General features: G+C 64.7%; 13 protein-coding genes. 11 read left to right on the top strand and 2 right to left on the bottom strand.

The window, feature by feature from the left end; translation table 11 throughout:
• Nucleotides 1-168 precede the first annotated feature (168 nt).
• From ABIB99_RS15575 to arfB, 7 genes are all read left to right on the top strand, one after another.
• Entirely contained in the window at nucleotides 169-1,140 is a 972-nt protein-coding gene (locus ABIB99_RS15575; RefSeq protein ID WP_354176463.1) for a bifunctional riboflavin kinase/FAD synthetase, read from the top strand.
• A 218-nt stretch (nucleotides 1,141-1,358) separates the two neighbouring features.
• The gene (gene ileS, locus ABIB99_RS15580; protein WP_354176465.1) at nucleotides 1,359-4,358 is read left to right on the top strand and encodes an isoleucine--tRNA ligase; all 3,000 of its coding nucleotides are present in this window, start codon (nucleotides 1,359-1,361) and stop codon (nucleotides 4,356-4,358) included.
• A gap of 9 nt (nucleotides 4,359-4,367) precedes the next feature.
• Nucleotides 4,368-4,862, top strand: coding sequence for a signal peptidase II (gene lspA, locus ABIB99_RS15585; protein WP_166103609.1), 495 nt, complete (start codon nucleotides 4,368-4,370; stop codon nucleotides 4,860-4,862).
• Between the two features lie 106 nt (nucleotides 4,863-4,968).
• On the top strand, nucleotides 4,969-5,691 hold the full coding sequence (locus ABIB99_RS15590) for a hypothetical protein (RefSeq protein ID WP_354176683.1): 723 nt from the start codon (nucleotides 4,969-4,971) through the stop codon (nucleotides 5,689-5,691).
• A gap of 204 nt (nucleotides 5,692-5,895) precedes the next feature.
• Nucleotides 5,896-7,290 (top strand): M16 family metallopeptidase, encoded by a 1,395-nt coding sequence (locus ABIB99_RS15595; RefSeq protein WP_502917502.1) that lies wholly within the window; start codon nucleotides 5,896-5,898, stop codon nucleotides 7,288-7,290.
• The gene (locus tag ABIB99_RS15600) at nucleotides 7,287-8,654 is read left to right on the top strand and encodes a M16 family metallopeptidase (protein ID WP_354176468.1); all 1,368 of its coding nucleotides are present in this window, start codon (nucleotides 7,287-7,289) and stop codon (nucleotides 8,652-8,654) included. The genes ABIB99_RS15595 and ABIB99_RS15600 overlap by 4 nt, the downstream gene beginning before the upstream one ends.
• Before the next feature lie 120 nt (nucleotides 8,655-8,774).
• Nucleotides 8,775-9,194, top strand: coding sequence for an alternative ribosome rescue aminoacyl-tRNA hydrolase ArfB (gene arfB / locus ABIB99_RS15605; RefSeq protein WP_063985592.1), 420 nt, complete (start codon nucleotides 8,775-8,777; stop codon nucleotides 9,192-9,194).
• A gap of 69 nt (nucleotides 9,195-9,263) precedes the next feature.
• Here the strand turns inward: arfB and ABIB99_RS15610 are convergent, their stop codons facing one another.
• Nucleotides 9,264-9,569 carry a hypothetical protein gene (locus ABIB99_RS15610; RefSeq protein WP_038955600.1) on the bottom strand — a complete coding sequence of 102 codons (306 nt, stop codon included), beginning with the start codon at nucleotides 9,567-9,569 and terminating at the stop codon, nucleotides 9,264-9,266.
• Between the two features lie 303 nt (nucleotides 9,570-9,872).
• Here ABIB99_RS15610 and ABIB99_RS15615 point away from each other — a divergent pair, with 303 nt between their 5' ends.
• Genes ABIB99_RS15615 through ABIB99_RS15630 form a run of 4 tightly spaced genes read left to right on the top strand, consistent with a single transcriptional unit; the run spans nucleotide 9,873 to nucleotide 12,847 of the window.
• Nucleotides 9,873-10,259 carry a c-type cytochrome gene (locus tag ABIB99_RS15615; protein WP_354176470.1) on the top strand — a complete coding sequence of 129 codons (387 nt, stop codon included), beginning with the start codon at nucleotides 9,873-9,875 and terminating at the stop codon, nucleotides 10,257-10,259.
• On the top strand, nucleotides 10,260-10,655 hold the full coding sequence (locus ABIB99_RS15620) for a VOC family protein (RefSeq protein WP_354176472.1): 396 nt from the start codon (nucleotides 10,260-10,262) through the stop codon (nucleotides 10,653-10,655).
• Between the two features lie 45 nt (nucleotides 10,656-10,700).
• Nucleotides 10,701-11,249 carry a hypothetical protein gene (locus tag ABIB99_RS15625; protein WP_063985596.1) on the top strand — a complete coding sequence of 183 codons (549 nt, stop codon included), beginning with the start codon at nucleotides 10,701-10,703 and terminating at the stop codon, nucleotides 11,247-11,249.
• A gap of 29 nt (nucleotides 11,250-11,278) precedes the next feature.
• Nucleotides 11,279-12,847 carry a GMC family oxidoreductase gene (locus ABIB99_RS15630; RefSeq protein ID WP_354176474.1) on the top strand — a complete coding sequence of 523 codons (1,569 nt, stop codon included), beginning with the start codon at nucleotides 11,279-11,281 and terminating at the stop codon, nucleotides 12,845-12,847.
• Nucleotides 12,848-13,076: 229 nt separating this feature from the next.
• Here ABIB99_RS15630 and ABIB99_RS15635 read toward each other — a convergent pair whose 3' ends face one another.
• Nucleotides 13,077-13,394, bottom strand: a complete 318-nt coding sequence (locus tag ABIB99_RS15635) for a ribbon-helix-helix domain-containing protein (protein WP_063985598.1) — start codon at nucleotides 13,392-13,394, stop codon at nucleotides 13,077-13,079.
• Nucleotides 13,395-13,435: the final 41 nt, after the last annotated feature.

Below are 13,435 nucleotides of genomic sequence, written 5' to 3' on the forward strand. Positions count from 1 at the left end.
GCTGTTCCACATTTCAAGGACTAGCACCAAGGCGTTAAACAGCGCGTTAACTGGGGGCACCTCCGAAGGACTGAAATCACGTTCAATGCGGCCGCTCCCCTGCCGCTTGACTTCGTCCGGCCGGTCAAGCCACGGTCCGCAGGTCCTGCCGCTTCGAGAATTCCCCTGATGGTCCCGCATTTTACCGTTATCCGCGACACAACGCCGGATTCCGCGATTTTGAGGGGCGCCGTGGTCGCCATGGGCAATTTCGACGGCGTTCATCTCGGCCATCGCGCGGTGATCGCAGCCGCCCTGGAAATGGGCCGGGTGCATGGCCGCCCTGCGCTGGCGTTGACGTTCGAGCCGCATCCGCGCCGGTTTTTCAGCCCGAACACCCCGCAATTCCGCCTGACGGACGAGCCGGCCAAGCTGCGGCTTTTGGCCGGCACCGGGCTTGCCGGCGCCGTGGTCATGACCTTCGACAAGGCCAGGGCCGGGACCAGCGCGCAAGATTTCATTCACCATGACCTGATCGGGCGCCTCGGCGTCAGCGGCATCGCGGTCGGTTACGACTTTCACTTCGGCAAGGGGCGCGTCGGCTCGCCGAGCCTCCTGGTCAACGAGGCGCCCCGGCTCGGCATCGAGGTCGACGTGCAGGCCCATGTCGACATCGACGAGCGGCCGGTCTCCTCCAGCGCCATCCGGATCGCGCTCGCCGAGGGCCTCATCGACGAGGCCACCACCATGCTGGGCGCCCCCTGGTTCATCACCGGCGAGGTGATCCACGGCGAGAAGCGTGGCCGCGACCTCGGCTATCCCACCGCCAACATCCGCCTCGATGCCAATTGCGGCCTCAAGCACGGCATCTATGCGGTGCGGGTCGGCCGCGGCGCCGAGCGGCTGGACGGGGTGGCAAGCTTCGGCCGCCGTCCGACCTTTGATAATGGCGCGCCGCTGCTGGAAATCTTCCTGTTCGACTTCAAGGGCGACCTCTACGGACAAGCGCTCGACTGCGCCTTCGTCGGCTTCATCCGCGAGGAGCTGAAATTCGACAGCCTGGAGGCCCTGATCCGCCAGATGGACGACGATTCCGCCCGCGCCCGCGCCGTGCTGGCCGCCGCCCCGGACGCGTTTCCGCGGCTTGGCGTGATCGATTGAGGCCCAAATCCGGCCCGCCGAACCTTTTGCGCTTCTACCTTTTGCGCTTCCCTTGGCCCCCTGCTATGGAGAGCCCATGTTTGCGCGGCGCATCATAGGGATTAGCGGCCCGGCTTCCGCCTGAGCCTGAAGGCTCGGCGCAAGACCGGGATTTCGTCGTTTCACCCCGCGATTCCAGTCGCTATCCGTTTCCGCGCCCTTCCGAGCCAGTCAGCCCCATGTCCGAAAAGCCGCAAAAGTCCGACGCCAAAGACTATTCCAAGACCCTTTATTTGCCGCAGACGGATTTCCCGATGCGCGCCGGCCTGCCGCAGCGCGAGCCGGAACTGCTGAAGTATTGGAACGACATCGGCCTCTACGACAAGCTGCGCCGGGAAGCCCAGGGCCGCGCCAAATTCGTGCTGCATGACGGCCCGCCCTACGCCAACGGCAACATCCATATCGGGCACGCGCTGAACAAGATCCTCAAGGACGTCGTGACCAAGAGCCAGCAGATGCTCGGCTTCGACTCCAATTACGTGCCGGGCTGGGACTGCCACGGCCTGCCGATCGAATGGAAGATCGAGGAGGAGAACTACCGCAAGAAGGGCAAGCAGAAGCCCGATTTCCGCGACTCCGCCGCGATGGTGGCGTTCCGCAAGGAATGCCGCGCCTATGCGACGCACTGGATCAACGTGCAGCGCGAGGAGTTCAAGCGGCTCGGCATCATCGGCGACTGGGATCATCCCTATCAGACGATGAGCTATCCGGCCGAAGCGCAGATCGCCCGCGAGCTGATGAAATTTGCGGCCAACGGCACGCTCTATCGCGGCTCCAAGCCGGTGATGTGGAGCGTGGTCGAGAAGACCGCGCTTGCGGAAGCCGAGGTCGAGTACGAGGACTACACCTCCGACATGGTGTGGGTGAAGTTTCCCGTCACGTCACCGGCGCATGGCGCACTCGCCAGTGCCTCCGTCGTGATCTGGACCACCACGCCCTGGACGCTGCCCGGCAACCGCGCGATCTCGTTCTCGCCGAAAATCGCCTACGGCCTCTATAAGGTGACGGATGCGCCCGCCGACAACTGGGCCAAGACCGGCGATCTCCTGATCCTGGCCGATGCGCTCGCCGCAGAAGTGTTCAAGCAGGCGCGCGTCACGTCCTATGAGAAGGTGCGCGACATTCCCGGCGACACGCTGGACGCCGTGGAATGCGCCCATCCCCTGCGCGGGTTCGGTGGCGGTTACGAGTTCATCGTGCCGCTGCTCGCCGGCGAGCATGTCACCGACGACACCGGCACCGGCTTCGTGCACACCGCGCCGAGCCACGGCCGCGAGGACTTCGACGTCTGGACGGCCAACACCCGCGAGCTCGATGCGCGCGGCATCCCGACCGCGATCCCCTACACCGTCGACGAGAATGGCGCCTACACCGCGCAGGCCCCCGGCTTCACCGGCAAGCGCGTGCTCAACGACAAGGGCGAGAAGGGCGATGCCAACGAGGCCGTGATCAAGGCTCTGATCGAAGGCGGCAAGCTGCTCGCGCGCGGCCGCCTCAAGCACCAATATCCGCATTCGTGGCGCTCGAAGAAGCCGGTGATCTTCCGCAACACGCCGCAATGGTTCATCGCGATGGACAAGGACATCAGCGATGACGGCCATGCGAAGAAGGGCGACACGCTGCGCGCCCGCGCGCTGCACGCGATCTCGGTCACGCAATGGGTGCCGCCGTCGGGCGAGAACCGCATCAACGGCATGATCGCCAACCGTCCGGACTGGGTGATCTCGCGCCAGCGCGCCTGGGGCGTGCCGATCGCTGTGTTCGTGCGCGAGAAGAGCGACGGCTCGGCCGAGATCCTGCAGGACGAGATCGTCAACCAGCGCATCGCCGAAGCCTTCATGGAGGAAGGCGCCGACGCCTGGTACATGGACGGCGCCCGCGAGCGCTTCCTCGGCTCCCGCGCGAGCGAGGACTGGAAGAAGGTCGACGACATCTGCGACGTCTGGTTCGATTCAGGCTCCACGCACGCCTTCGTGCTCGAGGATCGCCAGAACTTCCCGCAGCTCGGCAACATCGTCCGCAAGATCGACGGCGGCAACGACACCGTGATGTATCTGGAAGGCAGCGACCAGCATCGCGGCTGGTTTCATTCCTCGCTGCTGGAAAGCGCAGGCACGCGGGGCCGCGCGCCCTACGACATCGTGCTCACCCACGGCTTCACGCTCGACGAGAACGGCCGCAAGATGTCGAAGTCGCTCGGCAACACCGTCGAGCCGCAGAAGGTGATCAAGGATTCGGGCGCGGACATCCTGCGCCTGTGGGTCTGCGCCACCGACTATGCCGACGACCAGCGCATCGGCCCGGAGATCCTGAAGAACACCATCGAGACCTATCGCAAGCTGCGCAACTCGATCCGCTGGATGCTCGGTACGCTGCATCACTTCAAGGCGAGCGAGAAGGTCGCCTATGCCGAGATGCCCGAGCTCGAGCGGCTGATGCTGCACGAATTGGCCGGCCATGCCGAAACCGTTCGCAAGGCCTATGCCGCCTTCGACTACAAGACCGTGGTCGCGAGCTTGGCAGCCTTCATGAACTCCGAGCTGTCGGCGTTCTACTTCGATATCCGCAAGGACACGCTCTATTGCGACCCGCCGTCCTCGGCGGCGCGCAAGGCCGCGCTCACCACGATCGACCTGTTGTGCGATGCGCTCCTGAAGTGGCTTGCGCCGATCCTGAGCTTCACGACCGATGAAGCCTGGCGCATGTTCCGGCCGAACGCGGAGCCTTCCGTCCATCTGACCCTGTTTCCCGAAGGCATCGAGACGCTCCGCGACGACAGGCTCGCCGCGAAGTGGGAGACCATCCGCAACGTCCGCCGCGTCGTCACCGGCGCGCTGGAGCTTGAGCGCGCCGCCAAGAACATCGGCTCGTCGCTCGAGGCCTCACCGGTGATCTATGTCGCCGACCGCGACATGCTGGCGACGCTGTTCGACACCGATCTCGCCGAGGTCTGCATCACCTCGAACTACGAGGTGCGTGAGGGCGAGGCGCCTGCGGACGCGTTCCGTCTCGATGCGGTGCCCGGCGTCGCGGTCGTCGTCGAGAAGGCGGTCGGCACCAAATGCGCCCGCTCCTGGAAGATCTCACCCATGGTCGGTGAGGACCCTGAATACCCCGACGTCACTCCGCGCGACGCCCAGGCGCTGCGCGAATGGAAGGCACTGGGGGTGGGGGTCTGATCCCCGGCCATGACCCCGCTTCGCGCCGGCATCCTCGCGGCCGTGGTCACGCTGGTGGCCGACCAGGCCTCAAAGCTGTGGCTCCTGAACGTGTTCGACCTTGCCCGCCGTGGCGTGGTGAAGGTGATGCCGTTCTTCGACCTGGTGCTGGCCTGGAACATCGGGATCAGCTTCGGCTGGCTCCAGAACGACGGCCAGTCGGCGCAGATCGCGCTGATGGCGGTCAAGGTCGTCGCCGTGGTCGCCCTGGCGATCTGGATGGCCCGCTCGCACACCCTGCTCGCCACGGTCGCACTCGGGCTGATCATCGGCGGCGCGATCGGCAACGGCATCGACCGCTTCGCCTACGGCGCGGTGGTCGATTTCGCCCTGTTCCACATCGAGATCGGCGGAAATACCTATAATTGGTATGTGTTTAACCTCGCGGACGTGGCCATCGTTGTCGGGGTGGCGGCGCTATTGTATGATTCCTTCCTGGGGGTACCCGCCGCAAAAGCGCCCTGATCCCGGCCGATACGGACCGGCAGGTGGAACCCTGCTTTTTGCGAGGATTGGCCGCGTGCGAGCGGCAAAGTGCAGCAATCTGCCACAATATGGAACAGGTACAGTGATGCGCAGCTCCGAGACCAGCGGTTCGATGGTTCGAGACCCCAAAGCAGGGTTCTGGCGGGCGTTGAAATTGTCCGCTGTCATGCTCGGCATCGGCCTCGTCATGTCGGCAGGCCCGGTCCGCGCCGGTGACGACGACGAGGATGATGACGGGATGACCTTCGAAGAGAAGATCATCGACAATCTGATGTCCGGCATCGGTGCCAAGAGCATGGAAAAGCCCGGCATCGAATACCGCGAGCGCTCGCCGCTCGTCGTGCCGCCCAAGCTCGACCTGCCGCCTCCGGCAACCCAGGCCAAGAATGCTCCGAACTGGCCGAAGGACCCCGAAGAGAAGCGCCGCAAGGAAGCCATCGCAGCGCGCAAGAAGGCGACCAAGGCGACGGAGAACTGGCAGGCGGCCCAACCGCTGACGCCCGCCGAGATGAAGGCCGGCGAGGTCGCCGCAGCCCCCCGTACAAGCAATGACCCGATCCAGCCGGGCACCAACGGCAACCCGTCGCTCAGTCCCACCGAACTCGGCTACGCCGGTGGTCTCTGGAACATGATGAAGGGCGGCAACAGCTCCGAAGAGAAGAAATTCACCAGTGAGCCGCCGCGTTCGTCGCTGGTCGAGCCGCCGCCGGGCTACCAGACGCCGTCCCCGAACTACGCCTATGGCGCCGGGCCGGACAAGTCGCGCCGGACCTATTTCGACATCATGTCGGGCAAGGAAAAGGAATAATACCGCTCCTGCCCCACCGCGACATCCTGACAGGCGCATCCTGGCACCGGCGGCTTACGCACGCCGGACGCAGCCTGCATATTGCTTATCAGTAACTTGCCACCGCGTTGAGTTCTCTGCTTCGTGACGCGAAGCCTCAGCCGCACGGTGTAGCATGCCGTGCCTCCGAGCCGGACATCCGGGTTCGGCCTTTTCATAAGGATTATGATGTCCTCTTACCGATCGGCCGCCTGCCTCCTTGCCGCGCTGCTTTCGACGAGTGTCCTCTCAGCCAGCGCCGCCCTCGCCCAGACCACGGTGACATCGGCTCCGCCCGCCAGCTTCACGCTCGCCAACGGCATGCAGGTCGTGGTGATCCCGGACCACCGCACGCCCGTGGTCACGGAGATGATCTGGTACAAGGTCGGCTCGGCCGACGAGACCCCGGGCAAGTCCGGGCTCGCGCACTTCCTCGAACATCTGATGTTCAAGGGCACCTCGAAGCATCCGGTCGGCGAATTCTCCCAGACCGTGCTCCGCGTCGGCGGCAACGAGAACGCCTCGACCTCGGTCGACTACACCAACTACTACCAGCGCGTGCCGAAAGAGCAGCTGCCGACCATGATGGAGTTCGAGGCCGATCGCATGACCGGCCTGATCCTCAAGGACGAGAACGTGCTGCCCGAGCGCGACGTCGTGCTCGAAGAGTACAACATGCGGGTCGCCAACAATCCGGACGCGCGGCTCAACGAGCAGATCATGGCCGCGCTCTATCTCAATCATCCCTACGGCCGGCCGGTGATCGGCTGGCACCAGGAGATCGAGAAGCTCGACCGCAAGGATGCGCTCGCCTTCTACCGCCGCTTCTACGCGCCGAACAACGCGATCCTCGTGATCGCCGGCGACGTGGAAGCCGCCGACATCCGCCCGCTGGTCGAGCGGAATTTCGGCTCCATTCCGGCCCAGCCCGCGATCCCGGAGCGCCGCATCCGTCCGCAGGAGCCGGAGCCAGCGGCGCCGCGCACGGTCACGCTGGCCGACCCGCGCGTCGAGCAGCCGAGCCTGCGCCGCTATTATCTCGTACCGTCGGCGACCACCGCCGCGGCCGGTGAAAGCGCCGCCCTCGACGTGCTGGCGCAGTTGATGGGCAGCGGCAGCAATTCCTATCTCTACCGCGCGCTCGTGGTCGACAAGCCGCTCGCGGTCTCCGCCAGCGCCAGCTATTCGAGCATCTCGCTCGACCCGACCCAGTTCGCGATCTCGGCCTCACCGAAACCGGGCGTCAGCTTTGCCGATGTCGAGCAAGTGGTCGACGGCGTCATCGCCGACATCGCACAGAACCCGATCCGCGCCGAGGACCTCGAGCGGGTCAAGACCCAGCTCATTGCGGAAGCGATCTACGCCCAGGACAACCAGGCGGTGCTGGCGCGCTGGTATGGCGGCGCGCTGACCACGGGCCTCTCGATCGAGGACATCAGGAGCTGGCCCGACCGCATTCGCGCGGTCACCGCCGAGCAGGTTCGCACTGTCGCGCAGAAATGGCTCGAGAAGAAGCGCTCGGTGACGGGCTATCTGATCAAGGACACCAGTGCCGCCAAGCGCGAGGAGAAGCGTTCGTGACCTATCCCTTCCTTCGACGTGTTGCATTCTCGCTTGCCACCGGCGCGGCACTCGCGCTGGCTACGGTCTCGCCGTCACAGGCGGCCGCAAAGATCCAGCACCTGACTTCGCCGGGCGGCATCGAAGCCTGGTTCGTACAGGATGCGACCGTGCCGCTGATCGCCATGGAATATTCCTTTGCCGGCGGCTCGGCGCAGGATCCCAAGGACAAGTCCGGCGTCGCCAATCTGGTCGGCGACCTCCTCGACGAAGGCTCCGGCGATCTCGACTCCAAGAACTTCCATGAGCGGCTCGACCGCCGCGCCATCGAGCTCTCCTTCAGCGCCACCCGCGATACGTTCCGCGGCAGCCTGCGGATGCTGCGCGACAACAAGGACGAAGCCTTCGACCTGCTCAGGAGCGCGCTGACCTCGCCGCATTTCGACACCGCCGACGTCGAGCGCATCCGCTCGCAGGTGATCTCGGGCCTGCGCCGCGAGACCACCAATCCGTCGTCGCTGGCGAGCCGCAAATTCCTGGAGGTTGCGTTCGGCGACCATCCCTATGGCCGGCAGACCAATGGCACGCTGGACAGCGTGCCGACCATCACGGTCGCCGACATGAAGGATTATGTCGGCCGCGTGATCGCGAAGGACGGGCTGAAGATCGCGGTGGTCGGCGACGTCGATCCGGCCACCCTCGGCAAGCTGCTCGACCACACTTTTGGTAGCCTGCCCGCAAAAGCCAATCTCACGCCGGTCGCCGACGTCGAGGCGGCAAAACCGCCGCAGCGCGCCTTCGTGCCGCTCGACGTGCCGCAGACCGTGATCACCTTCGGCGGCCCCGGCGTGAAGCGCAACGATCCGAACTTCATGGCCGCCTATGTCGTCAACCACATCCTGGGCGGCGGCGGGTTGTCCTCCCGGCTCTATCGCGAGGTGCGCGAGAAGCGCGGGCTGGCTTATTCCGTGTTCGAATCGCTGCTCTGGATGGAGCATTCGGCGGTCTTCATCGGCAACACCGGCACCCGCGCCGACCGCGCCGGCGACACCATCGACGCGATCGACAAGGAAGTCCGCCGCATCGCCGAGGAGGGCCCGACGCAGAAGGAGCTCGACGAGGCCAAGTCCTACCTCAAGGGCTCGCAGATGCTGGCGCTGGATACCTCCTCGAAGCTCGCGCAGGCGCTGCTGCAATACCAGCAGGACAAGCTGCCGATCGACTATATCGAGAAGCGCAACGCCATCGTCGATGCGGTGACGCTGGACGACGCCAAGGCGGCCGCCAAGCGCCTCTGGGGCCAGGGCCTCCTGACCGTCGTCGTCGGCCGCGCCCCACAGGCGGCCGCGCAACCGGCCGCGGCACCGGCGACGAAGTCGAACTGACTGACGCCCCCTGACGTTTCCTGAAATGGCCGGGCTCGCCCGGCCATTTGCGTTTCCAGGATGCGCCATTGCCGAACGTGGACGTCCGCGATATGTCCGGACATCACGAATGGTGCCATCATGCTGCGGATATCCCGCGATCTCGTCATCGACGAGGACGATATCGAGATCGGCTTCGTCCGCGCCTCCGGCCCGGGCGGGCAGAACGTCAACAAGGTCTCGACCTCGGCGCAGCTGCGCTTCGACACGCGCAAGCTGACCTTGCCGGAGGATGCGGTGATCCGGCTCGCCCGCATCGCCGGCCAGCGCATGACCAAGGACGGCGTGATCGTGATCCACGCCCAGCGCTTCCGCACCCAGGAGCGCAACCGTCAGGACGCCATCGACCGGCTCACCGAGATCCTGACCGAGGCGATGATACGGCCGAAGCCGCGCCGCGCCACGCGGCCGACCTTTGGCTCCAAGCAGCGCCGGCTCGACGGCAAGAAGCGCCGCAGCGACATCAAGGCAGGGCGCGGCGGCGGCCGCTTCGACGACTAGCAAAGCAGACCCAGTCAAAAAAACTCCGGCCGCAGGGCGACCGGAGTCTGCTTGCTTCACCCAGCGGGACTAGTAGCGCTTGCTCGGGGCTGCACCGCCCGTCGCGGAATCGTCGGCGGTTCCCTTGTGCGCGGCGCTACCGGTGGTGCCGACCGTGCCCCTGGTGCCTTTGGTCGACTTCATCCCCGTCTTCTCGCCCGCCGCGCCCGGCTGAGCATTCATCTCCTCATCCCCGCTGCCCATTGTGCTGCCTTGCATCGGCTTGCCTTGCACGGTGCCGCCTGTCTTGGCGGGTGGCGCGCCTTGCGCGAGAACCGGCGTCGCAATGAGAGCCGACAGAGCGCATGCGATCATCGAGGTCTTCACCAACTTCATCCATTTCTCCTGGATTTTTCCGCGACGAATGGCCCGGCTGCATCCTGCGCCGCTCACCTGCACCGGGTCATTGCATCGCGTAGAGAGTTCAAGCGGCGCGGTCGTCATGCAATGCGCATGGTGTGGTGATCGTTTAGGGATTTGACGGCGGTTTCGCGGAATTGTGCTCCGCATATAAGGCATCGCGGAACACACGCGGCCACCAGTGTCTCCGCGCGCATCGAAACAGCCCGCTACTACCACCGCATCTTTGACGCCGCCTAGAGTTTGCGCACGTTGATGTGGATGGGCGGATTCTTGGCGATGCGCGCAGTCGTGCTTGGATTGTGCACCGCGATGGTGCTGGTGACGCGGGTTGCCGATGCGCAAATGCCCCTGCCGGCCGCCAAGCCGCCGGATGGCGCGACGCTGTTCAAGCAGCAATGCGCGGTGTGCCACACGACAAACCTGTCAGAACCGGCGCGGCAAGGCCCCGCGCTGGTGAAGGTCATTGGCCGTCCCGCCGGCAAGACCGAAGGTTTTAAGTACTCAGAGGCGCTGTCGAAAGCGGACTTCGCCTGGGACGAGACCAGGCTCGACGCCTGGCTGAGCAATCCGCAAGCCGTCATTCCCGGCGTGACCATGGTCTACCGGCAGGCGAAGCCGGAGACGCGCGCCGCCATCATCACCTACCTGAAGGAGCTGAACTGAATGGCAAAGCCCGTTCATTCCATGATCCGCGTGCTCGACGAGGCCCGCTCGCTCGACTTCTACAAGCGCGCCTTCGGCCTGGAGGTCGCCGACCATCTGAAATTTTCGGACTTTGCTCTGATCTACCTGCGTCACCCCTCCTCACCTTTCGAGGTGGAGCTGACGGTGAATTTCGATCGCAAGGAGCCGTACCAGCTCGGCGACGGCTACGGACATATTGCCGTGGTGGTCGACGATCTCGATACCGAACATGCCCGCTTCGAGCGCGAGAAGCTCGCACCGGGACCGCTGCGCGACTTCAAGCACGACGGCAAGGCGCTAGCGCGCTTCTTCTTCGTCAGCGATCCCGATGGCTACAAGATCGAGGTGATCCAGCGAGGGGGTCGTTTCGGCTGATCAAAATCACAAAAATCCAAATCACAAAATCTACGGAGGAATGCCATGAGAGAAGTCGATCGTCGAAGCAAGCACAGCCGCCGCGTCTTTCTCAAGGGCGCGGCGACCGCCGTTCCGGTCGTCGCTGTCGCGACCAGCGTCGCCGTCAGCATCGAGGATGCCTGGGCGGATGATGCCAGCACGCTCTCGCCCGCAACGATGAAGACGCTGCTGAAGGTCGCGCGCGACATCTATCCGCACGACGTCCTCGGCGACAGCTACTACATCACCGCGATCAAGCCGTGGGACGGCAAGGCGGCCAAGGACCCCGCCGTCAAGTCTCTGATCAGCGACGGCATCACGCGGCTCGATCAGAACGCGCGGGATCGCCACAAGGTGGCTTACGCCGAAGTGCCATGGGAGGCCGACCGCGTGGTGCTGCTGACGGAGATCGAGCAGAGCGACTTCTTCCAGAAGGTGCGCGGCGACCTCGTCGTGTCGCTCTACAACCAGAAAGAGGTCTGGCCGCGGTTCGGCTATGAGGGCTCCTCCGCCGAGCACGGCGGCTACATCAACCGCGGCTTTGCCGACATCGACTGGCTGCCGAAGGCTTAAGGCTCACCCAACGGTTCAGGAGAACGCATATGGCAAAATTCGATCTGAACGACTCCAGCGTTGTGGTGATCGTCGGCTCCGGTGCCGGCGGCGGCACGCTGGGCAACGAGCTCGCGCAGAAGGGCGTCAAGGTGGTCATCCTTGAAGCCGGCCCACGCATCGAGAACCAGGATTTCGTCAACGACGAGTGGGAGAGCTTTTCCCAGCTCGCCTGGACCGATGCCCGCACCACGTCGGGGACATGGCGCGTCGCCAAGGATTTTTCGGGCCTTCCCGCCTGGATCGTCAAGGCGGTCGGCGGCTCGACCACGCATTGGGCCGGCGCGTCGCTGCGCTTCGACGAGCATGAGTTCAAGGTGAAGAGCACCTACGGCGGCCTGCCCGGCGCGAACCTGCTGGACTGGCCGGTGACGCTCGCCGAGATCGAGCCATGGTACGCCAAGGCCGAGAACAAGATGGGCGTGACCCGCACCAACGGCATTCCCGGACTTCCCGGCAACAATAATTTCAAGGTGCTGGAGGCCGGTGCGAAGAAGCTCGGCTACAAGACCGTGCATACCGGCAATATGGCCATCAACAGCCAGCCGCGTGACGGCCGCGGCGCCTGCCAGCAGATCGGCTTCTGCTTCCAGGGCTGCAAATCCGGCGCGAAATGGTCGACGCTCTACACCGAGATCCCCAAGGGCGAGGCGACCGGAAATCTCGAGGTACGGCCGAGCAGCATGGCGGTCAAGATCGAGCACGACGCCGGCGGTAAGGTCACCGGCGTGGTGTACGCCGACGAGAGTGGCGCTATGCAGCGCCAGAAGGCGCGTATCGTTGCGGTGGCCGGCAATTCGATCGAGAGCCCGCGGCTGCTCTTGAACAGTGCTTCGACCATGTTCCCCGATGGTCTCGGCAATTCATCGGGCCAGGTCGGGCGCAACTACATGCGGCACATGACCGGCAGCGTCTACGCCGTGTTCGAGAAGTCGGTGCACATGTATCGCGGCACCACCATGGCCGGCATTATCCGTGATGAATCCGCCAACAATCCGAAGCGCGGCTTCGTCGGCGGCTACGAGATGGAGACGCTGTCGATCGGCCTGCCGTTCATGGCGGCCTTCCTCAACCCCGGCGCCTGGGGCCGTCCGTTCACCGCAGCGCTCGACGGCTATCCCAGGATGGCCGGCATGTGGCTGGTCGGCGAGGACATGCCGCAGGAGACCAACCGCATCACGCTCGATCCCGTCGTCAAAGACAAGTTCGGCCAAGCGGTCGCGAGCGTCCATTTCGACGACCATCCCAACGACCTCGCGATGCGCGCACATGCCTACAAGCAGGGTGCGGCCGTCTACGACGCCGTCGGCGCCACCGTGACCTATCCAACGCCACCCTATCCGAGCACGCACAATCTCGGCACCAACAGGATGAGCGAGAAACCGCGGGATGGCGTGGTCAACAAGTTCGGACAGAGCCACGACGTCAAGAATCTGTTCGTCTCGGATGGCAGTCAGTTCACCAGCGGGGCGGCGTGCAATCCGACGCTGACCATCGTCGCGCTCGCGATCCGGCAGGCTGATTACATCGCCGGCGCGATGCAGAAAAAGGAGATCTGACGTCGGGCGTTATCCCGTCTGATTGGAAGAACGTGGCAGGCATTTCGCTTGCGGCCATCCTTCGAGACGCCCGCCTACGGCGGGCCCTCAGGATGAGGTCGTGTTGCGCGGCGAGATATCAGACCCTCATGGTGAGGAGCCCGCCGAGGCGGGCGTCTCGAACCATGCAGGCCAAGAACGTTCGGCATGATGGCATTGAGAATGCGGATGCGGGCCGCCACAGCAACGGCTACTCGGCCGCATCGAGGATGGGCGCGACGGTTGCCTTGAACTCCTGCACCTGCGTCACGCTCCGGGAGCGGTAGATCAGGCAGGAGCAGCGCAGCAGCGAGGCGAAATTATTGACCTCGCCGTGATGGTCGAGCACCTCATTGTAGAGCGTGGTCAGGAACTTGCCGACGCTCATGCTCTCCTTGGCCGCGATCTCCTCCAGCGTGTCCCAGAACGCCATTTCCAGCCGGATCGAGGTGCAGTGCCCGCCGATCCGCAACGAGCGGGTCTGGGATTCGTAGTTGCGTTGGGGCTGGTGCGCGAAGAAATTGCACATGGCGTCCTCCCGTCCTGTTGCCATTTTTTCACGATGCTACA

The organism is Bradyrhizobium sp. LA6.1, from assembly GCF_040547805.1.
GTDB classification, from domain to species: Bacteria; Pseudomonadota; Alphaproteobacteria; order Rhizobiales; family Xanthobacteraceae; genus Bradyrhizobium; species Bradyrhizobium barranii.

Coding starts and splice junctions, on each gene's coding strand:
- ABIB99_RS15575 (WP_354176463.1), top strand. CDS start 169: ATGGTCCCGCATTTTACCGTTATCCGCGACACAACGCCGGATTCCGCG.
- ileS (WP_354176465.1), top strand. CDS start 1,359: ATGTCCGAAAAGCCGCAAAAGTCCGACGCCAAAGACTATTCCAAGACC.
- lspA (WP_166103609.1), top strand. CDS start 4,368: ATGACCCCGCTTCGCGCCGGCATCCTCGCGGCCGTGGTCACGCTGGTG.
- ABIB99_RS15590 (WP_354176683.1), top strand. CDS start 4,969: ATGCGCAGCTCCGAGACCAGCGGTTCGATGGTTCGAGACCCCAAAGCA.
- ABIB99_RS15595 (WP_502917502.1), top strand. CDS start 5,896: ATGATGTCCTCTTACCGATCGGCCGCCTGCCTCCTTGCCGCGCTGCTT.
- arfB (WP_063985592.1), top strand. CDS start 8,775: ATGCTGCGGATATCCCGCGATCTCGTCATCGACGAGGACGATATCGAG.
- ABIB99_RS15610 (WP_038955600.1), bottom strand. CDS start 9,569: ATGAAGTTGGTGAAGACCTCGATGATCGCATGCGCTCTGTCGGCTCTC.
- ABIB99_RS15615 (WP_354176470.1), top strand. CDS start 9,873: ATGCGCGCAGTCGTGCTTGGATTGTGCACCGCGATGGTGCTGGTGACG.
- ABIB99_RS15620 (WP_354176472.1), top strand. CDS start 10,260: ATGGCAAAGCCCGTTCATTCCATGATCCGCGTGCTCGACGAGGCCCGC.
- ABIB99_RS15625 (WP_063985596.1), top strand. CDS start 10,701: ATGAGAGAAGTCGATCGTCGAAGCAAGCACAGCCGCCGCGTCTTTCTC.
- ABIB99_RS15630 (WP_354176474.1), top strand. CDS start 11,279: ATGGCAAAATTCGATCTGAACGACTCCAGCGTTGTGGTGATCGTCGGC.
- ABIB99_RS15635 (WP_063985598.1), bottom strand. CDS start 13,394: ATGTGCAATTTCTTCGCGCACCAGCCCCAACGCAACTACGAATCCCAG.